At 43.4% G+C, this 24,113-nt stretch carries 19 protein-coding genes and 1 tRNA gene; 10 read left to right on the top strand and 10 right to left on the bottom strand.

The genetic code is table 11. From position 1 onward, the window contains the following. From H8S63_RS03750 to H8S63_RS03735, 4 genes are read left to right on the top strand one after another with little or no spacing between them, the layout of a single operon-like run. Positions 1–2,466 carry a DUF4922 domain-containing protein gene (locus tag H8S63_RS03750; RefSeq protein ID WP_186925762.1) on the top strand — a complete coding sequence of 822 codons (2,466 nt, stop codon included), beginning with the start codon at positions 1–3 and terminating at the stop codon, positions 2,464–2,466. Further along, positions 2,463–3,794 (top strand): SpoIID/LytB domain-containing protein, encoded by a 1,332-nt coding sequence (locus tag H8S63_RS03745; RefSeq protein WP_186925761.1) that lies wholly within the window; start codon positions 2,463–2,465, stop codon positions 3,792–3,794. Before H8S63_RS03750 ends, H8S63_RS03745 begins: the two co-directional genes overlap by 4 nt. A 15-nt stretch (positions 3,795–3,809) precedes the next feature. Beyond that, a complete protein-coding gene (locus H8S63_RS03740) occupies positions 3,810–5,102 on the top strand; it encodes an MFS transporter (RefSeq protein ID WP_186925760.1) in 1,293 nt (430 codons plus the stop codon). 39 nt (positions 5,103–5,141) lie between these two features. Further along, complete coding sequence (locus tag H8S63_RS03735; RefSeq protein ID WP_186925759.1) at positions 5,142–5,993, top strand: ATPase; 852 nt, start codon at positions 5,142–5,144, stop codon at positions 5,991–5,993. A gap of 1 nt (position 5,994) precedes the next feature. Here H8S63_RS03735 and phnW read toward each other — a convergent pair whose 3' ends face one another. From phnW to H8S63_RS03720, 3 genes are read right to left on the bottom strand one after another with little or no spacing between them, the layout of a single operon-like run. Continuing rightward, complete coding sequence (phnW, locus tag H8S63_RS03730; RefSeq protein ID WP_186925758.1) at positions 5,995–7,077, bottom strand: 2-aminoethylphosphonate--pyruvate transaminase; 1,083 nt, start codon at positions 7,075–7,077, stop codon at positions 5,995–5,997. Between the two features lie 52 nt (positions 7,078–7,129). After that, complete coding sequence (phnX, locus tag H8S63_RS03725) at positions 7,130–7,921, bottom strand: phosphonoacetaldehyde hydrolase (RefSeq protein WP_186925757.1); 792 nt, start codon at positions 7,919–7,921, stop codon at positions 7,130–7,132. Positions 7,922–7,965: 44 nt separating this feature from the next. Next, positions 7,966–9,333 carry a DUF5690 family protein gene (locus tag H8S63_RS03720; protein WP_007755564.1) on the bottom strand — a complete coding sequence of 456 codons (1,368 nt, stop codon included), beginning with the start codon at positions 9,331–9,333 and terminating at the stop codon, positions 7,966–7,968. Positions 9,334–9,565: 232 nt separating this feature from the next. Between H8S63_RS03720 and H8S63_RS03715 the strand changes: the two genes are divergently transcribed. Then, the gene (locus H8S63_RS03715) at positions 9,566–10,459 is read left to right on the top strand and encodes a hypothetical protein (protein WP_186925756.1); all 894 of its coding nucleotides are present in this window, start codon (positions 9,566–9,568) and stop codon (positions 10,457–10,459) included. A gap of 168 nt (positions 10,460–10,627) precedes the next feature. Here the strand turns inward: H8S63_RS03715 and H8S63_RS03710 are convergent, their stop codons facing one another. The 4 genes from H8S63_RS03710 to H8S63_RS03695 are packed head-to-tail and all read right to left on the bottom strand — an operon-like array spanning position 10,628 to position 14,849. Then, positions 10,628–11,644 (bottom strand): zinc-binding alcohol dehydrogenase family protein, encoded by a 1,017-nt coding sequence (locus H8S63_RS03710; protein WP_007755567.1) that lies wholly within the window; start codon positions 11,642–11,644, stop codon positions 10,628–10,630. A 26-nt stretch (positions 11,645–11,670) separates the two neighbouring features. After that, positions 11,671–12,939, bottom strand: coding sequence for an L-fucose:H+ symporter permease (gene fucP, locus H8S63_RS03705; RefSeq protein ID WP_186925755.1), 1,269 nt, complete (start codon positions 12,937–12,939; stop codon positions 11,671–11,673). A 38-nt stretch (positions 12,940–12,977) separates the two neighbouring features. After that, positions 12,978–13,901 (bottom strand): amidohydrolase, encoded by a 924-nt coding sequence (locus H8S63_RS03700; RefSeq protein ID WP_186925754.1) that lies wholly within the window; start codon positions 13,899–13,901, stop codon positions 12,978–12,980. 15 nt (positions 13,902–13,916) lie between these two features. Continuing rightward, complete coding sequence (locus H8S63_RS03695) at positions 13,917–14,849, bottom strand: aldo/keto reductase (RefSeq protein WP_186925753.1); 933 nt, start codon at positions 14,847–14,849, stop codon at positions 13,917–13,919. Positions 14,850–15,027: 178 nt separating this feature from the next. Here H8S63_RS03695 and H8S63_RS03690 point away from each other — a divergent pair, with 178 nt between their 5' ends. Continuing rightward, complete coding sequence (locus H8S63_RS03690) at positions 15,028–16,065, top strand: LacI family DNA-binding transcriptional regulator (RefSeq protein ID WP_186925860.1); 1,038 nt, start codon at positions 15,028–15,030, stop codon at positions 16,063–16,065. A 36-nt stretch (positions 16,066–16,101) separates the two neighbouring features. Here the strand turns inward: H8S63_RS03690 and H8S63_RS03685 are convergent, their stop codons facing one another. The 3 genes from H8S63_RS03685 to H8S63_RS03675 all read right to left on the bottom strand — a co-directional run bounded on the left by H8S63_RS03685 (position 16,102) and on the right by H8S63_RS03675 (position 18,840). Then, on the bottom strand, positions 16,102–16,677 hold the full coding sequence (locus H8S63_RS03685; RefSeq protein ID WP_186925752.1) for an FKBP-type peptidyl-prolyl cis-trans isomerase: 576 nt from the start codon (positions 16,675–16,677) through the stop codon (positions 16,102–16,104). Between the two features lie 11 nt (positions 16,678–16,688). Continuing rightward, positions 16,689–18,230 carry a glycine--tRNA ligase gene (locus tag H8S63_RS03680; RefSeq protein WP_007755582.1) on the bottom strand — a complete coding sequence of 514 codons (1,542 nt, stop codon included), beginning with the start codon at positions 18,228–18,230 and terminating at the stop codon, positions 16,689–16,691. Between the two features lie 103 nt (positions 18,231–18,333). After that, positions 18,334–18,840 (bottom strand): HU family DNA-binding protein, encoded by a 507-nt coding sequence (locus H8S63_RS03675; RefSeq protein ID WP_186925751.1) that lies wholly within the window; start codon positions 18,838–18,840, stop codon positions 18,334–18,336. A 341-nt stretch (positions 18,841–19,181) separates the two neighbouring features. On the opposite strand from H8S63_RS03675, the gene H8S63_RS03670 reads away from it, so the two are divergent. From H8S63_RS03670 to H8S63_RS03655, 4 genes are all read left to right on the top strand, one after another. After that, a complete protein-coding gene (locus H8S63_RS03670; protein WP_186925750.1) occupies positions 19,182–21,827 on the top strand; it encodes a DNA gyrase/topoisomerase IV subunit A in 2,646 nt (881 codons plus the stop codon). Continuing rightward, complete coding sequence (locus H8S63_RS03665; RefSeq protein WP_186925749.1) at positions 21,827–22,699, top strand: DUF3316 domain-containing protein; 873 nt, start codon at positions 21,827–21,829, stop codon at positions 22,697–22,699. The genes H8S63_RS03670 and H8S63_RS03665 overlap by 1 nt, the downstream gene beginning before the upstream one ends. A 46-nt stretch (positions 22,700–22,745) precedes the next feature. Then, complete coding sequence (locus H8S63_RS03660) at positions 22,746–23,807, top strand: S41 family peptidase (RefSeq protein WP_007755599.1); 1,062 nt, start codon at positions 22,746–22,748, stop codon at positions 23,805–23,807. Positions 23,808–23,878: 71 nt separating this feature from the next. After that, positions 23,879–23,960: transfer RNA gene (locus tag H8S63_RS03655), tRNA-Leu, on the top strand. Positions 23,961–24,113 lie beyond the last annotated feature (153 nt).

The following is a 24,113-nucleotide window of genomic DNA, read 5'->3' as shown; positions in this document are numbered from 1 at the left end:
ATGAAAACAACAATCAACTGTTTTCTTCCTTTCAGCCGGTTGGAAGAAACTGTGCAAACAGTTAAGGAGTTACGTGCATCGACGCTGGTAGACAAAATTTATTTATTGGCATCGCCAATTACCAATGTCTGTATTCCCGGATGCGAACTCATCTCTGTAGAGAAAATGCAGTCTACACAAGCGATGCGAGCTATTGCAGAACATTCTGATAAAACATATACCTTGCTCTATACCAAACACACTGCACTAAAAATAGGCATGTTCGCTCTTGAAAGAATGGTTCAAATAATAGAAATGACCCAAGCTAGCATGGTATATGCAGACCATTACCAACAGATGGACAGTGTGCAAAAACCTGCTCCGGTCATTGATTACCAATTCGGCAGCCTGCGTGACGACTTCAATTTCGGCTCGGTTTTACTGTTCAATGCCAACGTATTCAAGGAAGTTATAGAAAATACGGAAGAGGAATATCAATATGCAGGCTTGTATGATTTGAGACTCAAAATATCCCAAAAGAGCAAACTGGTACATATCAACGAATATCTATATACCGAAGTAGAAAGTGACAAGCGGAAAAGCGGTGAGAAGCAGTTCGATTATGTAGACCCTAAAAACCGTCAGGTACAGATTGAAATGGAACAGGCATGCACCAACCATTTGAAGGAAATTGGCGGATATCTTTATCCTATCTTCCGTCCCGTAGACTTTTCTTCCCACACTTTTGAATATGAAGCTTCTGTCATTATACCCGTACGCAACCGTATTCGCACAGTCAAAGATGCCGTACGCTCGGCACTGAACCAGCAAACGACCTTTCCGTTCAATGTCATTGTCATCGACAATCATTCGACAGACGGGACCAGTGAAGTTCTCCGTGAACTTAGTTCGGACAAGCGCCTGATTCACGTCATTCCCGAAAGAGATGACCTCGGTATAGGCGGATGTTGGAACATAGGTATCCATCACGAGAAATGCGGAAAGTTTGCCGTCCAACTTGATAGCGATGACGTGTATAAAGACGAACATAGCCTGCAAATCATCATTGATACTTTCTATAAACAGAAATGTGCAATGGTAATCGGCACTTATATGATGACTAACTTTGATATGCAGGAAATTGCCCCCGGCATCATCGATCATAAGGAATGGACGCCCGACAACGGACGAAATAATGCATTACGTATCAACGGCCTGGGAGCTCCCCGTGCATTCTACACGCCCATTCTTCGGGAAATCAAAGTCCCGAACACAAGCTATGGAGAAGATTATGCCCTTGGATTGAAAATTTCACACGATTATCAGATAGGCAGAATATACGACGTGATTTACCTTTGCCGCCGTTGGGAAGGCAACTCGGATGCTGCACTGCCTGTTGAGAAAATCAACCAGAATAATCTATATAAAGACCGGCTTCGTACGTGGGAATTGGAACAGCGCATCCTGCAACAAGAAACGACATTAGAGAATATTCAGCAAAAAATCGAACAGTTATTCCAAAAGCAAACTCTTTCTTGGAAACTAGCCAAAGAGAATTACCAAGCATTGGAACAGTATCGGTCACGAACAAAAGAAATATCCAAATGGTTTGGTAATGACGGTTTAGGTGCGAACCTATTCCTTAATCCGAAACGTATTCTTTCAGCTACCGCACAGACAGATATTGCCTCCATTCACTCACGGCCTTGCTTCCTCTGCCAAACAAACCGACCGCAGGAACAAGAGTTCATCAGTTATAGGAATTATCAGATACTGGTTAATCCCTATCCCATATTTAAACACCACTTTACAATTGTAGATAAGGAACACAAGTCGCAATCCATAGTCGGGCGTTTTAAAGATATGATAGAATTCACCGACATAATGAGAGAATACTTTCTTATGTATAATGGACCGGAATGTGGAGCTTCCGCTCCCGATCATGCCCATTTTCAAGCTTGCAGTAAAGAGGAAAGTATGCAGGGATCATATTACGATCACATAGATTTAATAGATAACGACAAGGTGCAAATTAGTTATGAAAATTTCCCGTACAGTTTCATCAGGATTCAGGCGAAAAATAAGAAAACAATGTCGAAAACCTTTCATCTGATTTACGACATCTTAGCTGCCAATAATAACGGAAAAGAACCAATGATGAATATTCTTGCCTGGTATGGTTTGGAACGCACCAAAGAGGATTTTGGAAAGAACTACGACGATCAATTTGAGTCAGTGGCCGAACACCCTTACAATTGTATTATCTTCTTACGCAGCAAACATCGTCCCGACTGCTATTACGCAAAAGGAGACGAACAAATTCTCATCAGTCCTGCTATTGCTGAAATGAACGGCATATTCCCTATAGTACGTGAAGAGGATATGGAGAAACTGACTCCTGAAAAAGTATATGATATCTATCGGGAAGTATCGATATCTAAAGAAAAGCTACAAGAAATAATAGAACGCATTAAAGCCGCCTTATGACAGAGCCTCAAATAGCAGTTGGCATTCTTTCTGGGAAAGAGATTGAATTCTCTTTCCCAATGAAATTTAGTTCTTCTGTCAGAACGGAAATTTCCGGGACACAGAAAGTTATTTATCAGGATGGGAAGATTCATTGGCAAGGGAAAGAGTACGACGAATTATCCTTCATTCCTCCACAAAATGCACATGCTTTCTTTGAACTGAAAGATGTGACCATCGGAATCAACTTCCATTGGGAACGCAAAGAAGTCCAGAAATTCAAAGGGGAATTAAAGATTATCATCGAAGGAGAACAACTAACCGCCATCAATGTGATTTCCATTGAAGAATATCTTACCAGTGTAATTTCATCCGAAATGAGCGCAACAGCTTCTTTAGAACTACTAAAGGCTCACGCCGTCATCTCCCGAAGCTGGCTAGTTAATAAGTTGAGAGTTGAGAATGGAGAGTTGAGAGTGGGCTGCGCTGTCCGGCTGCAGAGTAACTCTCAACTCTCCATTCTCAACTCTCAACTTATAAAATGGTATGACCATGAAGCACATAGAAATTTCGATGTATGTGCCGATGATCATTGCCAGCGTTATCAGGGAATTACACGAGCCTCAACACCGCAAGCCATCGAAGCAGTCTCCGCCACGCGGGGGGAAGTGCTGATGTATAAAGGAGCGATTTGTGATGCCCGTTTCTCTAAATGTTGTGGCGGAGCTTTTGAAGAGTTCCAAAATTGTTGGGAAAACGTAAAGCATCCTTATCTAATCAGACAACGGGATAGCAAGACTGAAAAACAACTTCCCGATTTGACCATAGAGGCGGAAGCTGATAAATGGATACGCACCTCGCCTGTTGCTTTCTGTAACACGCAGGATAAGAAAATTCTAAGCCAAGTCTTAAACAATTACGATCAGGAAACTGCAGACTTCTATCGTTGGAAAGTCAGTTATTCGCAACAAGAGCTTTCAGAACTGATTCATCAACGTTCAGGGATTGATTTCGGACAAATCATTGATTTAATTCCTGTAGAACGGGGAACATCCGGACGTCTTGTCCGACTAAAGATTGTAGGAACCTTACGGACACTCATCATTGGAAAAGAGTTGGAGATACGCCGCACTCTATCAACGTCCCATCTTTACAGCTCCGCTTTTGTCATAGACAAGGAGTACGGAGATGAACTCCCTTCACGATTCATCCTTACCGGAGCCGGATGGGGGCATGGAGTAGGACTTTGTCAAATCGGTGCAGCCGTGATGGGAGAACAAGGTTATAAGTATGAAGAAATACTATCTCACTATTACCCCGGTAGTACGCTTGGAAAACAATATAAATAAAATCGAACGAATGCCATGACAACACCCACTACAAAAAGAAATCCCTGGAGCTGGATACCCACCCTCTACTTCGCAGAAGGGCTGCCATACGTAGCGGTAATGACGATTGCTGTTATCATGTACAAGCGTTTGGGATTATCCAATACGGAAATAGCCTTATACACTTCCTGGCTTTATCTTCCCTGGACTATCAAACCGTTATGGAGTCCATTCGTCGATCTGGTGAAAACGAAACGTTCCTGGATTATCGCCATGCAAGGGTTCATCGCCGCCGGATTTGCAGGCATCGCCTTTTTTATCCCAACGGCACATTACGTACAATTCACCCTTGCTTTCTTTTGGTTATTGGCATTCAGTTCGGCTACCCATGACATCGCAGCAGACGGTTTTTATATGCTCGGCCTCAACAACAAGGAACAATCTTTCTTTGTAGGCATCCGAAACACATTCTACCGACTCGCCAATATTTTCGGGCAAGGTATTCTCGTCATGCTTGCAGGATGGTTGGAAACCTCTCAAGGCAATATACCTCTAGCATGGAGCATCACTTTCTACCTCCTGGCCGGATTATTCCTGGCTCTTACTTTGTACCATCGCTTTATCCTCCCCCATCCCGATTCCGATGTCAAACGTCCCGGACTCACAGCAGGTAAGCTATTAGAAGACTTTCTTCTGACTTTTGTCACTTTCTTCAAAAAGAAACACCTCGGTCTCATGTTCTTTTTCCTGCTCACCTACCGATTGGGAGAATCGCAGCTAGCCAAGATTGCTTCCCCCTTCCTACTCGACCATGCCGATAAAGGCGGGTTGGAACTATCCACAGCAACAGTTGGAATGATATACGGAACTATTGGTGTCATAGCCTTGTTACTTGGTGGAATTATCAGCGGCTTTCTCGTTTCACGTGACGGATTCAAGAAATGGATATTACCTATGGCATTAGCCATCAACCTTCCCGACATATTATATGTATGGATGGCTGCAGCCACTCCTAACAACCCGATATTGATTTCCACCTGCGTAGCTATCGAACAATTGGGTTATGGTTTCGGTTTCACAGCCTATATGCTTTATCTGATTTATATTGCCGAAGGCGGGCACAAGACAGCTCATTATGCTATCGGAACCGGATTTATGGCACTTGGAATGATGCTTCCCGGTATGCCGGCAGGGTGGATACAAGAACATCTCGGATACACCAATTTCTTTATCTGGGTTTGTATTTGTACGATACCCGGTATTATTGCTTCATTAATGATTCGCAACCAATTGGATGATTCTTTCGGAAAAAGCAATAAATTCACGTGATTATATTTAAGATATTAAACTGAAAATATACAGTAAACTATGATGCTTATCGCAGACAGCGGTTCTACCAAGACCGACTGGTGTGTCATCCTCGATAATACACCCATCAAAAGGATTGGAACGAAAGGACTCAATCCCTTCTTCCAATCAGAAGAAGAAATTCAGCAAGAACTGACACATTCCCTCCTGCCGCAATTGCCGGAAGGAACAATCGACTCTGTTTACTTTTACGGTGCAGGCTGTACACCCGAGAAAGCTCCCACCCTCCGGCGGGCAATAGCCGACAGTTTACCTATTGTCGGAAATATCAAAGCCTACTCGGATATGCTGGCTGCCGCTCGTGGACTATGCGGTCGTGAAGCAGGCATTACCTGTATACTGGGAACAGGTTCCAACTCCTGTTTCTATGACGGTAAAGAGATTGTCAACCACATTTCTCCTTTAGGCTTTATCCTGGGTGACGAAGGAAGCGGAGCTGTTCTAGGCAAGTTACTAGTCGGTGACATCTTGAAGAATCAACTCTCTCCCGCCATCAAAGAAGCATTTCTAAAACAATTCGACCTGACAGTTCCCGAAATCATTGACCGGGTTTACCGTCAGCCCTTCCCGAATCGTTTTCTGGCAAGCCTGTCACCTTTTATAGCACAACATCTGGAAGAGCCTGGAATACGACAATTAGTGCTAGGCAGCTTCATTGCTTTTCTCCGAAGAAATGTAATGCAATATGATTACACGCAGTATCCGGCACATTTCATAGGATCAGTAGCTCATTGTTACAAAGAGATACTTCAAGAGGCAGCACAAGAGACAGGTATTAGAATCGGAAAGATTTTGCAAAGCCCGATGGAAGGACTCATCCAATACCATTCCGATCCGTTACATCAGCCGTAGATTAGCTTTCCTTGATCGTTTCTATCAGCTTCATAAAGTCAGTCGGATGAACGTCACCGATGTTGCCGATACGGAAAGTATCTGCCTGTGATATCTTTCCCGGATAGATGACAAACCCTTTAGCTTTCAGTTTCAGATAGAAATCTTTAAAGTTAAAGTCAGCCGAAGGATAATAGAAAGAGGTGATAACAGGCGACTGCTGTTCATCGGGCAGCAGAGTCTTATAGCCTAAAGCGCGCATACCTTCCACCAATACGCGATGGTTCTCACAGTAGCGGGCATGGCGAGCTTCTACACCACCTTCGGCTTTCAATTCAGTCAAAGCCTGCATGAAGGCACGCACCACGTGAGTAGGCGAGGTGAAACGCCATTTTCCATGCCCTTTCTCCATTGTTTCCCATTGCTCATAAAGATCGAGCGAAAGAGAACGGGCAATTCCCTTACATTTCTCCATCAAAGAACGACGGGCAATGATAAAGCCAAATCCCGGTACACCTTGAATACACTTGTTGGCACTACTGATCAAGAAATCGATACCTAACTTTGCCATATCGATGGGTACTCCTCCAAAGCTACTCATAGCGTCCACAATCAATATCTTACCGTGACGCTTCACCACGGCGGCAATCTCCTCCAAAGGATTGAGCACACCGGTCGTAGTCTCACAATGTACTACAGACACATGCGTCACCTCCTGATGTTCATTCAAATAAGTATCTATTTTATTGGCATTCACCGGTTCTATTTCTTCAAACCTCATCACGTGACAATCAATATGGTAATATTCGGAAATAATGCCCATACGCTTACCGTAAGCACCATTGGCTGCTACTAACAGTTTATCCTCAGGACGAACTACAGAGCCAAGTGTGGCTTCCACACAAAAACTTCCGCTACCTTGCATCAACACAGCCGTATACTCGTCAGGAGCGCTAGTAGCAATCTCCACCAATTCTTTACGGATAACTTCTACAATACCAAGATTGTAATCTTCATCCCAAGTACACCAGTCGCTCATCATCGCTTGTTTCACAGTGCCGGTTGTAGTAAGAGGACCGGGAGTCAAAAGTAAATAAGGTCTCATATTATCTTAAATTTATTAATATATCGGTTTGTTATTTTTATTATTCTTTCTTTTATAATGCCATACGTTCATTGATATCCTCTATCAACATCGGCAGTTCGGCAATCGTGTCCACCACATAATCAGCACCAGCGGCATACATACGGTCCCGCACCTTAGCCATGCGGCATTTCAGTTCCCCCATCGGAAGAGTGCGGGTTTCTTTTTCAGTCAGTCCCAATTCGTTACTTCCCATTATTACACCTACACTCCACACACCGGCATTCACACCTTCACGTATGTCTGCAATCGTATCACCATATTTCAGCACAGAGAAACGGGAGGCAACGTCCAGATCACACATATTGCGATAAATCATATAAGGCTTCGGACGACCACCGGGCAGATTGTCCGAAGTGACACAATTATCAATCCTGTAACCTTTCTTTTCTGCGGCAGGAATCACCACATCCATCATCTTTTGAGTATATCCGGTAGTAGAACCGATTTTGATTCCCTGAGCACGTAGTTTGGCAATCACCTCCACCACACCGGGAATAGGCTCTGTATAATCTTCCAAAGTATCGAACAATACCTTTTGGAAACGTTTATAGCATTCCTGCACATCCTCTTCGGTATAGTCACGTCCGTACTTCTCACGAAAGTCCTTTCCTACCCGTTCAATGGAAAACAAAGCACGTATCTCTTCAATCTTAGTCACCCCCATGTGGGCACGTGTCTCGGCAGCCGTAACAGTCAGTCCCATCTGCTTGAAACTATCCACGAAAGCCGCTACCGGTGCAAAACATCCATAATCGACGGAAGTACCCGCCCAATCCATAATCACGCATTCTATTTTTTTCATATTGCAGTTATTGATATTACTCATTCTAGTGTAATTGATGTCAATCATATCGTTGGATTTGAAGTTAATAATTCGTTGTAACTATTCATGTCATTTACCTTTCTTGCGCTACCCGTATCAGGGATTTTCTTAGCCTTCATCACATAGACGGCCGCAGCGGCAAAAGCGATGCAACAGGTTATGCCTACAAATACACTCATCTCATTATAGAACACCGCCCAGTCTATATGCGAGGCTTTCAACTCCTTAAACAGCAGTAATGCTAACGTACCCACATAACCGACAAAATCTATAGTGATAATGAAGAATCCCACATTCCCCTTCACTTTGAAACAAGCAATGAACCTTTCAAAGAAAATGGTTTGGAAACTAAGGTAAGCAATGTCTATACAGAGCGTCTGCAAAAAGAGCCACAAAGTAGTAGACAACTGTACCTCTCCGCTACCTAGCAGAGCCAAGCCCCCCATACTTGCGGTAGAAAGTCCCAACAATGTATAAAGTACTTTCAAATGATTGCCGGAGAAAGCGAGTACGGCAAACGTGGACAATAATACCAATGTAGCGATGGTATCAAGTTGGGCAAACAGCCAGGAAGAAATTGTATCCACATCAATGATACAGACAATGAAATCCTCTTTAATATCACGTTGTACAGTAAGCAACAGATTGGCGACAAAAAGCAAAAGCAGTAAGGGCATATATTGTTTGAAGAGCGCCCAACGTTGCTGTCCGTTGAGAGTGACACGAACGGAACGGGCTGCAATATCCGCTGCCGTAGGACGAGGAAACTTGGTCATCATCCATCCCATAAAGCAAAGCAACGGAAAGGCCAATCCCCCTACGAGTGCAGGCATCCAAAACTCACTGACATGAAGTTGATTCAGCGCATAAAGTCCGAGACTCTTTGCCACTCCCGAACTCAGCGCCATACTCACTCCCATAATACTTGCCAGAATATCGGTAGTACGACGACCTTCGAGAAAGCTGAATATCACTCCCCACATGCAACCCAAAGAAAGCCCGTTAAAGAAAAGTGCCACTATATTATAGGGCAATGGTAACAGGCCGAACGCCAACAAAGATGCTTCAGACAAGGCAGCAGATCCGATAATGAACTTCAACCGATTCTGCGGCTGCAATTCGGAAATATATTTAATGCCAAACAACTTGGCGCATACATAACCGATGAGCTGGATAATGCTCACCACAATCTTATAATCCATACCAGCCACCGTCAACCCTTCAAACTCAGCAGCAGTAAAGGGCTTACGCAAAGCGTAAACCAACGAGTAAGACAATAGTGCCGTACCACCCATCCAGAGAATGAAAAGCCAGTCAGGAGTATGTCTTTCCGTTTTACCGTATTGTATGTCCGGTCTTTGTCCTATCAGTTTATTCAGTGATAAATTCATATTCTTCTTCGTTTTGACATCGCAAAAGTAGAGCCACCCAACGAGGTAAAAAATGAATAAAACAGGAATAATAAGTACGAAATAATTCAGAAATATTCATGTAATTGTAATGTAACACACTGGAAAGAGGCTACAAAACAACCTTTTTACAATAAAAGTCACCGTATAGAGAGTTGAATTCAAGAGAGAAAGCTATTTTTGTAACAAGCTAATGAACTCCTCAATAAAAAATATGAATGAGCTGAAAGAAATCTACGACCGCATTACTTTCCTACGTGGAAAGGGTATCAAGATGAAAGAAATGGCCGAACAAGCACAACTCACCCCGAGCGTATTGTCCGCCATGTATTCCACAGTATTCCCGGCATACTTCAAAAATGTGGAAAAAGGGATGGATGACAACGAAGCATTGGACAACGCTTTAATGTGGGTCAATAATCTTTCGAAAAAGAAACTCTTCGGACTACTTCCGCAAATGAAACAGGCACTCTTCGCTATGGAGGTGGTAGTAAAAGAAAAGCCGGACAGTATGAATCCTTTTCTTTCCGAACTGGAACACAACGCCAGGCAAAGTGTGAATCATATCACAAATTTCAGTGGCATATATACCAGCTACAGTCTCTCCTCCAACACCAATGACCTGAAAATCGAGCCTTACTTCATCGCTCCGGCCGAGAATGGCAACTACATCGAAGTGGGACACACGAATGCTCATGGCACCACTCATTGGGGATTCGGGCTGATGAATGGCATGAGTCATCTCTATCTTGTTTTCAATGAGAGTCATGCCCCGCAACTTTCCATGTTCAATATTTGCCTCAAACTGCCGATGTTCGACCGTCCGCCTTTCCTACGCGGCATTTACCAATGCTTTGATTATAATTACAACCCTATCGCCCGCCGTATATTATTGGTTAAACAGACCGACAATGCCGAACGTTCCAAGTTTCTTCAACAAAAAGGGAACCTGAAATCCTACGATGAGCTGAGTGAAATCGAGCGTCTCTATTACAGCTATACCTGTCGTGAAGGAGATGTTATACGTATGTATAACATCCCCACTCCCCAAATGACTACCGACGACCTGACATTGGAAAAGAAAATATTGGAACTGAGTAAGCTATAACATTGGTAATCAGCAGTTGTTAAAACAAAGGGCACGAATAATGTAACAATTAGAATAATATTTGAAACAGATAAAAAAACAACGGTTACACATAGATATAGAACAGAAACAAATCTTATAATCAGACAGTTTCTAATTATACTTCAAACTTTACCAATATACCCACAATCAGAATTCCACCAAGATACGGAATACCTTCCCCGGGTTAGCCGCCCATTCTTGCATAGCTTCTAAAGCTCCTTCAGGTTTGGCAACTTTCGAGATCAACTCTTCTACCGGACAATTTCCTTCTTTCATATAATTGATGACTGCACGGAAGTCTGTCGGCAAGGCATTTCTAGAACCACGAATATCCAGTTCTTTCTGAACAAAGAGTTTCGTTTGGAAAGCAACTTCACTTTTAGCGTAGCCGATACAAATCACCCGTCCTGTGAAACCGACTTCATCCACTGCCATTACATAAGTCACGGGACTACCAACAGCTTCAATCACGACATCAGCACCCAGTCCTTCCGTAATCTCCTGCATCCGTTCGTGCACATTTTCTGTCTTGGAGTTAATCACATAAGAGGCACCTACCTTTTTCGCCAGTTCCAGCTTTTCATCATCCAAGTCGACAGCGATTACCGTTGCACCTCTCAAAGCAGCACGCACAATGGCACCGATGCCAATCATACCACAGCCAATCACCATCACAAACTCGTTGTCGATCACCTGTGCACGAGACACGGCATGAAATCCGACACTCATCGGCTCAATCAACGCACAGTCACGAGAAGAAATATTGCCAGCTGGAATAATCTTTGTCCAAGGCAATACAGCATATTCGCACATCACTCCATTGCGTTGCACACCTAATGTTTCATTATGTTCGCAGGCATTAACACGACCATTGCGACAAGAAGCACATTTTCCACAGTTGGTATATGGATTCAAGGTCACATTCATGCCTTTCTCAAAACCTGCCGGAACATCCGGACCGATTTCCTCAATGACTGCTCCTACTTCGTGTCCCGGTATCACAGGTAATTTCACCATCGGATTTTTGCCCAGGAATGTGTTCAAGTCGGAACCACAAAAACCAACATACTTGATTCTTACTAATACTTCACCGGCTCCAACGACCGGTTTTTCCAGTTCAACCACCTTCATTTCGGAGGGATTGATAATTTGAACTGCTTTCATTTGATATGTATTTGATAATAAATTTATTAATCGATTACTTTATAACCTTTCCATCCGTAATAGGCACAGAAAACAAAACAAATCATCGGCACGCCATACGCGATATAATAGATGTTCTCGTTAATATGCATGAAATAAGCCGTCAACTGCGGGAGACAGGCATTACCAACGATCGCCATTACAAGAAAGGCCGAGCCGCTCTTCGTCTGATTTCCAAGTCCTTTTAAAGCCAATGAGAATTGAGTAGGATACATGATAGACATAAAGAACGAGATAGCCAGCATCGCATATAGTCCGATCATTCCTCCCCATATCATCACCACTCCACACAGGAGGATATTCATCAGGGCATAGATCAACAGCATATCTTGAGGACGGAATTTCACCATCAAGCCTGTACCAATCCAACGTCCCAAAAGAAAAGCCAACATATAGAGTCCGAAGAAAGTGGTAGCCGTATCTTCCGGCAATCCCGCATAGGTGCAGCAATAGACCAGGAAAAGACTGTTGATGGCTGTCTGCCCACCATTATAGAAGAATTGCGCAATCACTCCCCAACGAAGATGCGAGTGTTTTAATACTCCGAAGTCTATCAGTTTTTCTTTCTTGCCATCAGCCGTCACTGCATCTGAAGAAGCAGTTTCATCTCCAATCTTCGGCAACTTTGAAAAGACAAATAGAACGGCTATGGCAATGAGCAGTAACGCCAATATCAGATAAGGAAGTTTCATGGCATCCGTTTCCAGTTGGATATAGGTTTGCCAACCACCCGGATAATCTACAGGAAGCGTTTCCCGTGTGTAATGATTCCCACTAAGGATAAGTTTGCTTAGGAACATGGCGGCAATGAAAGCTCCGAGCCCGTTGAAAGACTGCGCCAGGTTTAATCGGCGGGGAGCCGTTTCAGAGGTACCCAGCACTGTTACATATGGATTGGCAGCCGTCTCCAGAAAACACATTCCGGTGGCAATGATAAAAAAGATGCAAAGGTAAGCCCAATATTCTTTTAGTATGGCGGCAGGGAAAAAGAGCAGCCCTCCGATGGCGGCTAGGATAAGTCCGAATATAATTCCCGCTTTATAGCTGTATCGTTTCATGAACATAGCTATCGGAATAGGGAAAATGAAGTAGGCAAGCCAATAGGCCGTCTCTGTAAAAGAAGCCTCAAAGGTATTCAGCTCGCAGGTCTTCATCAATTGCCGGATCATTGTAGGAAGCAGATTGCTGCTTATCGCCCACAAGAAGAAAAGGCAGAAAACCAAAGCTAAAGGTATTGTATATGTATTCTTTTTCATGGCATGAATATAGTTTTACGATAAGGTTGTTTTCTCAATCATTCGGACATATTCTTGATGTAAGGAAGCACGGGGAGATCTGTAAATCCATAGAAATTCCGGGCATTCTCTCCTAAAAAGAGTCTTTTATCCTCTTCCGTCAATTCGGAAGACTTCACCACAAAATCATAAGACATTTTGTAGGTGATCGCTGTGATGGTACGCGGATAATCCGAGCCCCACATCAGTTTTTCCATGCCCACCAGCTCTGCTGCTTCACGGATGGCTTTTACCGCTCCTTTAAAAGGATAGAACTCGTCATTGAAAAGCCAGGTGATTCCACCGGATTCAATCATCACATTGGAATGACGTGCCAGACGGATTTGCTCTTTCCAGTCGGGGCGAGTCACCATTCCGAAGTGTCCGATAGCTATCCGCAAATCCGGACATTCCTGAATAATCTCCTCCATTTCAGGAACCTGTGTGGCTCCGTCGGCTAGATCAATAGAAAGCAGAATGTCCTCATCTTCCATATAATGGAACATTTCCATCATCTCTTCGCTGTTCAGCATCACCCTTCCTTCTTTCAGCAAAAGACGATGGGCAGGAATCTTGATGGCTTTAAAACCTTTTGCGATCAGCTCTTTTGCCTGTTCCAGAAATCCCGGTTTACGAAATTCGCACATACCGCAAATAAAGAAACGATCGGGATAACGGGAAACGACTTCCGACAAATAATCATTCTGAATACCATCAATAAATTCTTGAGTGATAACAGCGGCAGATACTTGTGCATAGTCCATATTCGAAAGAAAGACTTCCGCACTATTCACCCCGTCTATCATAAAAGGAGGAACCATCTGGCGAATCTCTCCCATAAATTCCGAACGTCCGTTTTCCAACGTACGAATAGGCAGTCCGTCTACGACCGTATCTTGCCGTAGCCATAAATGAGCATGTGCATCAATGATTGTGTAGTCCATACCAACAAGTTCGTTTTATGAGTTTGCCCAGCTTACACGTTTCTGTTCTCCGATAATCTCCTGAACTTCCCGAACGAGCTCCCAATCAATCGGTTCTTCAATGAAAGTGATATTCTTTTTCACATTCTCCGGGTTGGTTGTACTGAACAGGGTGGTGGCAATACGGGGATTGCTGACAGAGAACTGCATAGCCAGTTTTTCAATCGGACAGTTCTTGGCTTTGCAGTGTTCCACTGCTTTACGGCAGGCTTCTACCAACGATTGGGGAGCCGGATGCCAGGCAGGAATACCACGTTCGCTCAACAGTCCCATCGAAAGCGGAGAAGCATTAATCACACCGATTCCTTTGGATTCAAAATAGTCCAGAAAATCCACTAACTTATCATCGCACAGACAATAATGGCAAAAATTGAGAATGGACTCGACTGTGCCGATTGGCGAGTGGTCGATTACCCATTTCAGATTCTCCAACTGTAAATCTGTGATTCCGACATGGCCTACCACTCCTTTCTCACGCAGTGCTACTAAGGCAGGCAATGTTTCATTAACAATCTGATTCAAATCGGCAAATTCAATATCGTGTACATTTATCAAATCGATAAACTCTATATGCAAGCGTTCCATACTCTCGTAAACACTCTCAGTTACCCGTTTGGCTGAGTAATCCCATGTGTTCACTCCATCTTTTCCATAACGCCCTACTTTGGTAGAAAGATAATAACGGTCGCGCGGAAGCTCTTTCAACGCTTTTCCTAGCACGGTCTCCGCTTTATAATGTCCGTAATAAGGAGAGACATCTATAAAATTCATTCCCGATTCAACGGCGGTAAATACCGCTTGAATGCCTTCTTGTTCTTTTAAATCATGGAAAACTCCTCCTAAGGAAGAGGCTCCGAAACTAAGGGATGACACTTTCATCCCTGTCTTTCCGATTTCATGGTATTGCATACTTCTTGGTTTTAAATAGTTTTGTATGCGACAAAAATAGGTCAGGAATGATTTCCGTATAGCGGTAAAGCCACTAAAAAGCAACGTAATGGTTTACGTAAAAAATATTGTTTCAGATATGCGTATTTATCCGGGAATGTACTTTCTTTGTAAAAGAATCAAAGTAAAAGACCTTCAAATGAAATACCGGAAACATACTTCACTCAAAGATCTCGCTCAAGCATTGGGAGTATCGATTCCCACTGTATCCAGAGCCCTGAAAGACAGCTCGGAAATCAGCCGTGAGCTCTGCGCCAAGGCTAAGGAACTGGCAAAAGAAATGAATTACCGTCCCAATCCTTTTGCCATGAGTTTACGGAAAAATGCCCCGCGTATCATCGGAGTGATTGTTCCGGATATCGTAACTCATTTCTTCGCCTCTATCTTGAACGGTATAGAAAATATGGCTATCGCCAACGGATATTTTGTGATTATCACTACATCGCATGAGTCATACGAGCATGAGAAACGGAACGTTGAGAACCTGGTAAATATGCGTGTGGAAGGTATCATCGCCTGCTTATCACAGGAGACTACGGACTATTCCCATTTTGCAACACTAAAAGATATCAATATGCCGCTTATTCTATTTGATCGTGTTTGTCTGACGGAACAGTTTTCTTCGGTTGTTGCGGACGGTGTGCAATCCGCTCAAATGGCAACACAACATTTTCTGGATAATGGAAGCAAACGGGTAGCGTTTATAGGTGGAGCGAATCATCTGGACATCGTAAAGAAAAGAAAGCATGGTTATCTGGAAGCTCTACGTGACAACCGGATTCCCATCGAGAAAGAGTTGGTCGTCTGCCGGAAGATTGATTACGAGGAGGGTAAAATTGCCACAGAGACCTTGCTGTCGCTTCCTCAGCCTCCTGATGCCATACTTGCCATGAATGATACCTTAGCTTTTGCCGCTATGGAAGTTATCAAAAAACATGGACTGCGTATACCGGACGACATTGCCATCATCGGATATACGGACGAACAACACGCCAATTACGTAGAGCCCAAATTATCGGCTGTGTCTCATCAAACTTATAAAATGGGAGAAACTGCCTGCCGGTTGTTGATTGAGCAGATTAAAGGGGATAAGGCTGTCAAGCAAGTGGTCATTCCGACTCATTTACAGGTGAGAGAAAGTAGTATAAAATCAAATAAGGTGTTGTATCCCTTATGACCAACACCTTATTTATTTTCCTTATTCTTGAGAAGATTATCGTTCTACAATCTTATCCAATTTTACATCATAGACTAGTGCCGAATAAGCCTGTAAAGAACCATCGCTACCTGTACCGGAACCATATCCACTCTGGTAAGGAATATACAAAGTCCAAAATTCTCCTTCTGCCATTTCAGTTAGCGTATACCCCCAGCCTGAGATCACTTCATTCAATAAGAATTCCGAAGGCACATCAAACTCGTCAGGCTCTGTTCCTGCAAAATTCTGTTGAACAACGTCACCATTAAAATAAGACATACGATAATATGCACTTACCTTAGAAGTATATACAGGTTTATCGTCATCCTTCACGCCGTCTCTGGAAATTCTTTTCTTGGCATATATTGTCTGCCCATTCGTCAAATCCGTAAAAGGATAAAGTTTCTCTTTTTCATCCGTGACTGTTATGCTGCCATTTTGTTGTCCAGCATACACATTGGCTATTGAATCAATAAAAGCCTCACTACGCGCACGCCAATTGTCATAACGTCCGGTCTCTTCCGTTTCGCTACAAGCGGTAAACGTCAAAGCCAACAATACTAAGGAGAATAAATAGATCTTTTTACTCATTCGTCAAAGGTTTATTGTAAAGTTTTCAATAGAGAAGTGATGCTTACTCTGTCTGCGATGATATTATTCAGTTCAGAGATAGCGACACGCTCCTGCTGCATGGTATCACGGTTACGCAATGTCACACAGTTATCTTCTAATGTCTGATGATCGACCGTCACACAGTACGGAGTACCAATAGCATCCTGACGGCGATAACGCTTACCGATACTATCTTTTTCATCATACTGACAATGGAAATGGAATTTCAAGTTATCAATAATCTCACGAGCTTTTTCAGGCAGACCATCTTTCTTTACCAACGGCATAACCGCCAGTTTCACCGGAGCCAGAGCAGCAGGCAATTTCAGAACCACACGGCTTTCACCATTTTCCAATTGCTCTTCGCAATAAGATGCGCTCATGATGCTAAGGAACATACGGTCAACACCGATAGAAGTTTCGATTACATACGGAGTATAAGACTCGTTCAGTTCCGGATCGAAATATTTGATGCTCTTGCCGGAGAACTTCTCATGTTGAGACAAGTCGAAGTTAGTACGAGAGTGGATACCTTCCACTTCTTTGAATCCGAACGGCATCAGGAATTCAATATCAGTAGCGGCATTTGCGTAGTGAGCCAACTTATCATGATCGTGATAACGATAGCTTGCATCGCCGAAGCCAAGAGCTTTATGCCATTTCAAACGGATTTCTTTCCATTTCTTGAACCAGTCAAGTTCAGTTCCCGGTTTTACAAAGAACTGCATTTCCATCTGTTCGAACTCACGCATACGGAAGATGAACTGACGGGCAACGATTTCGTTACGGAAAGCCTTACCAATCTGTGCAATACCGAAAGGAACTTTCATACGACCTGTTTTCTGTACATTCAGGTAGTTTACAAAAATACCCTGTGCAGTTTCCGGACGCAGATAAATTTTCATAGAGCCATCGGCCGTAGAACCCATTTCGGTAGAGAACATCAGATTGAACTGACGAACTTCTGTCCAGTTCTTAGTACCGGAGATCGGGCATACGATTTCTTCATCAATGATAATCTGGCGGAGTTCTTCCAAATTGTTATCATTCAAAGCTTTTGAAAAGCGAGTATGAAGTGCATCTCGCTTAGCCTGATGTTCCAGTACACGTCCGTTAGTAGAACGGAACTGAGCCTCATCAAACGCTTCACCGAACTTCTTGGCAGCTTTCGCTACTTCTTTATTGATTTTATCGTCATACTTTGCCAACTGATCTTCAATCAGTACATCGGCACGATAACGTTTCTTAGAGTCTTTATTGTCAATCAAAGGGTCATTGAATGCGTCTACGTGTCCGGAAGCCTTCCAGATAGTAGGGTGCATAAAGATGGCAGAGTCGATACCGACAATGTTTTCGTGCAACAGCACCATGCTGTCCCACCAATATTTCTTAATGTTGTTCTTCAATTCAACGCCCATCTGACCGTAGTCATACACAGCGCCTAGTCCGTCGTAGATATCGCTCGAAGGAAATACGAAACCGTACTCTTTACAATGCGATACAAGCTTCTTAAAAACGTCTTCTTGTGCCATTTTCTTTTCTATATCTATTAATTTGAATTTGCTTTTTTCGTAAAAAGTGCCACAAAGATAGGGATTTATCTTATAAATAAGACAGAGAGGGTATTAATTTATCTTATTCCTGAACTTCTTCCTCGATTTCCGGTGCCATCATACGGTCATATTCTTCCCGCTCCTGCTCCCGGTCCGCTTTCTTCATTTCTTTGGTCAGCATCTCTTCAGGCATATACAGATTAAAAGGAATACGCATGCATTTCATTTTTTTTACTTCCCGGCTAAATTCAGGACAAGCCACGAAATAGACACGTGAAACGGACACCTTTCCCGGAGTTACCTGTTCGGGACGTTCAAATCCCGGACTGGTCAGTGATGTATGGAATGTGCCAAGTCCTTCGATAGTAACCGGCTGTCCGATAGACAACAGACTACGGATAGCATCAACCATTTCCGTCAATATACCATCTATCTGCCCGCGATGAAATCCACTCCGTTTTTCCATGTACTCGGCAAATTCTCTATTCCGAATCGGATCTATCAGTTTTTTGGGTACACCATACCATAATTCTTTTCTTTCTCCCGATGTTAAATCGGCTTTCTTTCTCACTACATAAGGCACTGCCATCGTTTATACTCCTTTCTTTTTTCGTTTATACTCGCGTTCCATTTGACACCCGGGTGTCAACACCATTGAGACCCGGGTGTCAAACATACCAACACCCGGGTGTCAGTGCTCATGAGACCCGGGTGTCAGATAAGTGTTGGCTGCAACAAAATTAAGTCTTTATTATAGGAAATCAAAGTTTTCTTATACATTTGTACCATCCCTACAATAACTAAAGAAAAAGAATAAGTCAATTTATACCCTTTTAACATTCGGAATATCCCCCTTTCTTTTCCGAAATCTCTTTTATTTTTGTATTTTTGCCTGCGTATGCGTTAAAATATTATAGTATATACGAATTTATGAGTGACGAAATCAACGAGATACCGGAAGGACATTCAGATTACAAACCGGCGGACGCACGGGACGAAAGCGTAAAACATCAGCTCACAGGCATGTACCAGAATTGGTTTCTGGACTATGCTTCGTACGTTATTTTGGAACGTGCCGTGCCTCATATCAACGATGGTTTGAAGCCGGTACAACGCCGTATCCTACATTCCATGAAACGTCTGGACGACGGACGATATAACAAAGTGGCTAACATTGTGGGACACACCATGCAGTTCCACCCTCACGGTGATGCTTCTATCGGAGATGCCCTGGTACAGTTGGGACAGAAAGACCTGTTGATTGATTGTCAGGGTAACTGGGGTAATATCCTTACCGGAGACGGCGCCGCTGCTCCCCGTTATATAGAAGCACGCTTGTCCAAGTTTGCGCTGGACGTTGTCTTCAATCCTAAAACAACTGAATGGAAACTTTCTTACGACGGACGAAACAAAGAACCGGTCACTCTTCCCGTGAAATTCCCGTTATTGCTGGCACAAGGTGTGGAAGGTATCGCCGTGGGACTTTCTTCCAAAATTCTACCGCATAACTTCAACGAACTTTGCGATGCCTCCATCAGTTATCTGCGTGGAGAGGAATTCCAATTGTATCCTGATTTCCAGACAGGAGGTTCTATCGACGTAGCCAAATACAACGACGGAGAACGCGGCGGAGCGGTGAAAGTACGTGCCAAGATCACTAAGATTGATAATAAAACACTTGCTATCACAGAAATTCCATACGGAAAGACGACTTCGACAGTGATCGACTCTATCTTGAAAGCTGTTGATAAAGGAAAGATCAAAATCCGTAAGGTAGACGACAACACGGCCGCCAACGTAGAGATACTGGTTCATCTTGCGCCCGGCACTTCTTCGGACAAGACTATCGATGCACTGTATGCATTCACTGATTGTGAAGTAAGCATTTCCCCCAACTGTTGTGTTATTGATGACAGCAAGCCACATTTCCTAACCATCAGTAAAGTACTGAAAAAGTCGGCAGACAACACGTTGGATTTACTGAAGCAGGAACTGGAAATCAAGAAAGGCGAAATACTGGAAGCATTGCATTTCGCCTCACTCGAAAAAATATTCATCGAAGAGCGTATCTATAAAGACAAAGAGTTCGAGCAGTCCAAAGACATGGATGCAGCCTGCGAACATATCGACAAGCGTCTGACACCTTACTATCCGCAGTTTATCCGTGAAGTGACCAAAGAGGATATCCTCAAGCTGATGGAAATCAAAATGGGACGTATCCTGAAATTCAATTCAGACAAGGCGGATGAACTGATCGCCAAGATGAAAGAGGAAATTGCCGAGATTGATAACCATCTGGCTCACATCGTAGATTATACCGTCAACTGGTATCAAATGCTGAAGAACAAATACGGCAAAAATTTCCCGCGCCGCACGGAACTCCGGAACTTCGACACCATCGAAGCTGCCAAAGTAGTGGAAGCGAACGAAAAACTTTATATCAACCGTGAAGAAGGATTCATCGGAACAAGTTTGAAGAAAGATGAATTCGTGGCATGCTGTTCGGATATTGACGACGTTATCATCTTCTTCCGCGACGGTAAATATATTGTTACTCCCGTCGCCGATAAAAAGTTTGTCGGTAAAAACGTGCTCTATGTCAATGTATTCAAGAAGAACGACAAGCGCACGATTTACAACGTGGCCTACCGTGACGGAAAAGAAGGGACAACGTATGTCAAACGCTTCGCTGTAACCTCCGTTGTCCGCGACCGTGAATACGATGTCACTCAAGGAACTCCGGACTCACGTATCACTTATTTCAGTGCCAATCCGAACGGGGAGGCCGAAATCATCAAGGTGACACTGAAACCGAACCCGCGTGTCCGCCGTATTATCTTTGAGCAGGACTTTAGCGAAGTAGGTATCAAAGGAAGACAGGCACGAGGCATTATCCTCACCCGGCTTCCGGTGCATAAGATCGCCTTGAAACAGAGAGGCGGTTCTACTCTCGGAGGACGTAAAGTCTGGTTTGATCGGGATATACTCCGCCTCAACTACGACGGAAGGGGAGAATATCTCGGAGAATTCCAAAGCGAGGATACCATATTGGTTGTCTTGAACAACGGTGACTTCTATACCAGCAACTTCGACCTGAGCAACCATTACGAAGATAATGTAAGTATTGTCGAGAAGTTCGATTCCAACAAGGTATGGACTGCCGCACTATATGATGCAGACCAACAGAATTATCCATATTTGAAACGTTTCTGCTTTGAAGGTTCCAACCGCAAGCAGAACTATCTGGGAGAGAATAAGAACAATCGCCTTATTCTGCTGACGGACGAGTACTATCCGCGCCTGGAAGTTATATTCGGAGGACACGATAGCTTCCGTGATCCGCTGGAGATTGAAGCCGAAGAATTTATCGCAGTCAAAGGTTTCAAAGCGAAAGGCAAACGTATCACCACCTACGCAGTGGAAACTATTAATGAGCTGGAACCTACCCGCTTCCCCGAGCCTGTACAAGAGAGCCAGAAGGAACCGGAAGAAGAACCGGAGAATCTGGATCCAGACAGCGACAAGAGTGAAGGCGATATTATTGATGAAATCACGGGGCAGATGAAATTATTCTGATGAAGAAACAAACACTATATCTAGGGCTGGCAGGATGCATCCTGTTCGCCCTTTGCACAAGATTACAAGCGCAGACGACAGACACAGACAGTCTGCAAATCCACCGTTATGTAACACGTGCAACGATGTACGGTGTCGGATTTACGAATGTGTTCGACACTTATCTTTCGCCTCAGGAATACAAAGGAATCGACTTCCGTGTTTCCCGCGAAACAATCCGTATGACTAAACTTTTTGATGGGAATGTGTCTGTACAGAATTTCTTCCAAGCGGATATCGGCTATACACATAACCGTGTCGACAATAACAATACATTCTCTGGGTTGGTGAACTGGAACTACGGGCTCCATTATCAGTTCCGTCTGACAGAGAACTTCAAACTGTTGGCAGGAGGATTGATAGACGCCAACGGAGGTTTTGTCTACAATCTTCGGAACACAAACAACCCGGCTTCGGCACGAGCATATATCAATCTGGATGCATCGGGAATGGCTATCTGGCACCTGAAAATCAAACGTTACCCGATGGTATTGCGCTATCAAGTGAATTTGCCGGTAATGGGAGTCATGTTTTCCCCCCATTACGGACAATCTTATTATGAGATTTTCTCGCTGGGAAATGCCGGAGGAGTCATCAAATTCACTTCTTTACATAACCAGCCTTCGCTACGGCAAATGCTTTCCGTCGACTTCCCTATAGGATATACTAAAATGCGTTTCAGCTATCTGGCGGATTTGCAGCAGTCCAATGTAAACAATATCAAGACGCACACCTACTCACATGTGTTCATGGTAGGCTTTGTGAAAGAATTATACCGCATCCGAAATAAAAAAGGAGCCAGTGTTCTACCGTCATCGGTAAGAGCTTATTAAGTTGAGAGTTGAAAATTGAGAGTTGAGAGTTAATACAAGATTAAGAATGAGAAATAATATTAGACAAATGCTTTGGCTGCTCTGTTGTCTTCCGGTAGTGACCGGATGTATCAGGGAAGAGGAATATGCCAATGATCCTGTAGGAAACTTCGAGCAACTATGGAAGATTATTGATGAACGGTATTGTTTTCTGGAAGAGAAAGGCATTGATTGGGACGCTGTTCACGACAAGTATGGAAAACTGGTGAAACCCGGAATTTCGGATGACGACCTGTTTGATATACTAAGTCAAATGCTATATGAGTTGAAAGACGGGCACGTCAACCTCTCCTCCTCCAGTCGTATTTCATATTACGATGCCTGGTATCAAGGATATCCTTGGAACTATAGAGAGGATATCTTATACAATTACTATTTGGGAAGTGCCAGTTCCGGTTATCGTACATCTGCCGGTTTGAAATATAAAATATTCGATAATAATATAGGTTATATCCGCTACGAAAGTTTTAGTGCCGGAGTTGGAGACGGTAATTTAGACCATGTACTCGATTATTTGAAGCTCTGCAACGGATTAATCATTGATGTACGCGACAACGGAGGAGGAAACCTGACTAATTCCACCCGTATTGCCGCCCGTTTCACCAACGAAAAGACATTGACCGGATATATCCAGCACAAAACCGGTCCGGGACATAATGACTTTTCTGAAATGGAGCCGATCTACCTGGAACCCTCTAATAGCATCCGTTGGCAGAAAAAAGTGGTTTTACTTACCAATCGTCGTTGCTACAGTGCCACAAACGATTTTGTGAATGCCATGCACAGTCTAAACAACGATAACGAAGAGCAAAGAATATTTCAGGTAGGTGACCAAACCGGAGGAGGTTCCGGGCTACCTTTCTCTTCAGAATTACCCAATGGTTGGAGTGTTCGCTTCTCAGCCAGTCCTCACTTTAACAAGTATAAAAAGCCTCTGGAAAATGGAATAGAGCCAGATGTATACGTAAATATGGATAAGATTCTGGAAGAGGGAATAGAGCATGGAGATGCAGAATCACAAAAGAAGGATGCACTGATTGAAAGGGCATTTGAAATATTAAGTGAATAACTTTATTACCGAATTATTTGTTAAATCAGAAAATCTTCCTATCTTTGCACCGCTAAACAAAAGCGACGCATGCGGATGTGGCGTAATTGGTAGCCGCGCCAGACTTAGGATCTGGTGCCGTGAGGCGTGTAGGTTCGAGTCCTATCATCCGCACATTAAAAGACAGCAGCCTTCAAGAACTTTTCTTGAGGGCTTTTTTGTTAAAAACAAGTATTCTTCCCTTTTTCATAATCTTTTTTGAGTTTGGTTTGTTTCCTTTGTTACTTTCGCCGACAGGCGACAGAATAGATACTTCAACCTAAATAG

It is taken from the genome of Bacteroides sp. NSJ-39, assembly GCF_014287315.1.
GTDB classification, from domain to species: Bacteria; Bacteroidota; Bacteroidia; order Bacteroidales; family Bacteroidaceae; genus Bacteroides; species Bacteroides finegoldii.
This window is presented reverse-complemented; position numbering and strand designations above follow the sequence as displayed.

What these genes read in the sequence shown, in the direction of transcription:
- H8S63_RS03750 (WP_186925762.1), top strand. Translation starts at nt 1, where the DNA reads ATGAAAACAACAATCAACTGTTTTCTTCCTTTCAGCCGGTTGGAAGAA.
- H8S63_RS03745 (WP_186925761.1), top strand. Translation starts at nt 2,463, where the DNA reads ATGACAGAGCCTCAAATAGCAGTTGGCATTCTTTCTGGGAAAGAGATT.
- H8S63_RS03740 (WP_186925760.1), top strand. Translation starts at nt 3,810, where the DNA reads ATGACAACACCCACTACAAAAAGAAATCCCTGGAGCTGGATACCCACC.
- H8S63_RS03735 (WP_186925759.1), top strand. Translation starts at nt 5,142, where the DNA reads ATGATGCTTATCGCAGACAGCGGTTCTACCAAGACCGACTGGTGTGTC.
- phnW (WP_186925758.1), bottom strand. Translation starts at nt 7,077, where the DNA reads ATGAGACCTTATTTACTTTTGACTCCCGGTCCTCTTACTACAACCGGC.
- phnX (WP_186925757.1), bottom strand. Translation starts at nt 7,921, where the DNA reads ATGAAAAAAATAGAATGCGTGATTATGGATTGGGCGGGTACTTCCGTC.
- H8S63_RS03720 (WP_007755564.1), bottom strand. Translation starts at nt 9,333, where the DNA reads ATGAATTTATCACTGAATAAACTGATAGGACAAAGACCGGACATACAA.
- H8S63_RS03715 (WP_186925756.1), top strand. Translation starts at nt 9,566, where the DNA reads ATGAATGAGCTGAAAGAAATCTACGACCGCATTACTTTCCTACGTGGA.
- H8S63_RS03710 (WP_007755567.1), bottom strand. Translation starts at nt 11,644, where the DNA reads ATGAAAGCAGTTCAAATTATCAATCCCTCCGAAATGAAGGTGGTTGAA.
- fucP (WP_186925755.1), bottom strand. Translation starts at nt 12,939, where the DNA reads ATGAAAAAGAATACATATACAATACCTTTAGCTTTGGTTTTCTGCCTT.
- H8S63_RS03700 (WP_186925754.1), bottom strand. Translation starts at nt 13,901, where the DNA reads ATGGACTACACAATCATTGATGCACATGCTCATTTATGGCTACGGCAA.
- H8S63_RS03695 (WP_186925753.1), bottom strand. Translation starts at nt 14,849, where the DNA reads ATGCAATACCATGAAATCGGAAAGACAGGGATGAAAGTGTCATCCCTT.
- H8S63_RS03690 (WP_186925860.1), top strand. Translation starts at nt 15,028, where the DNA reads ATGAAATACCGGAAACATACTTCACTCAAAGATCTCGCTCAAGCATTG.
- H8S63_RS03685 (WP_186925752.1), bottom strand. Translation starts at nt 16,677, where the DNA reads ATGAGTAAAAAGATCTATTTATTCTCCTTAGTATTGTTGGCTTTGACG.
- H8S63_RS03680 (WP_007755582.1), bottom strand. Translation starts at nt 18,230, where the DNA reads ATGGCACAAGAAGACGTTTTTAAGAAGCTTGTATCGCATTGTAAAGAG.
- H8S63_RS03675 (WP_186925751.1), bottom strand. Translation starts at nt 18,840, where the DNA reads ATGGCAGTGCCTTATGTAGTGAGAAAGAAAGCCGATTTAACATCGGGA.
- H8S63_RS03670 (WP_186925750.1), top strand. Translation starts at nt 19,182, where the DNA reads ATGAGTGACGAAATCAACGAGATACCGGAAGGACATTCAGATTACAAA.
- H8S63_RS03665 (WP_186925749.1), top strand. Translation starts at nt 21,827, where the DNA reads ATGAAGAAACAAACACTATATCTAGGGCTGGCAGGATGCATCCTGTTC.
- H8S63_RS03660 (WP_007755599.1), top strand. Translation starts at nt 22,746, where the DNA reads ATGAGAAATAATATTAGACAAATGCTTTGGCTGCTCTGTTGTCTTCCG.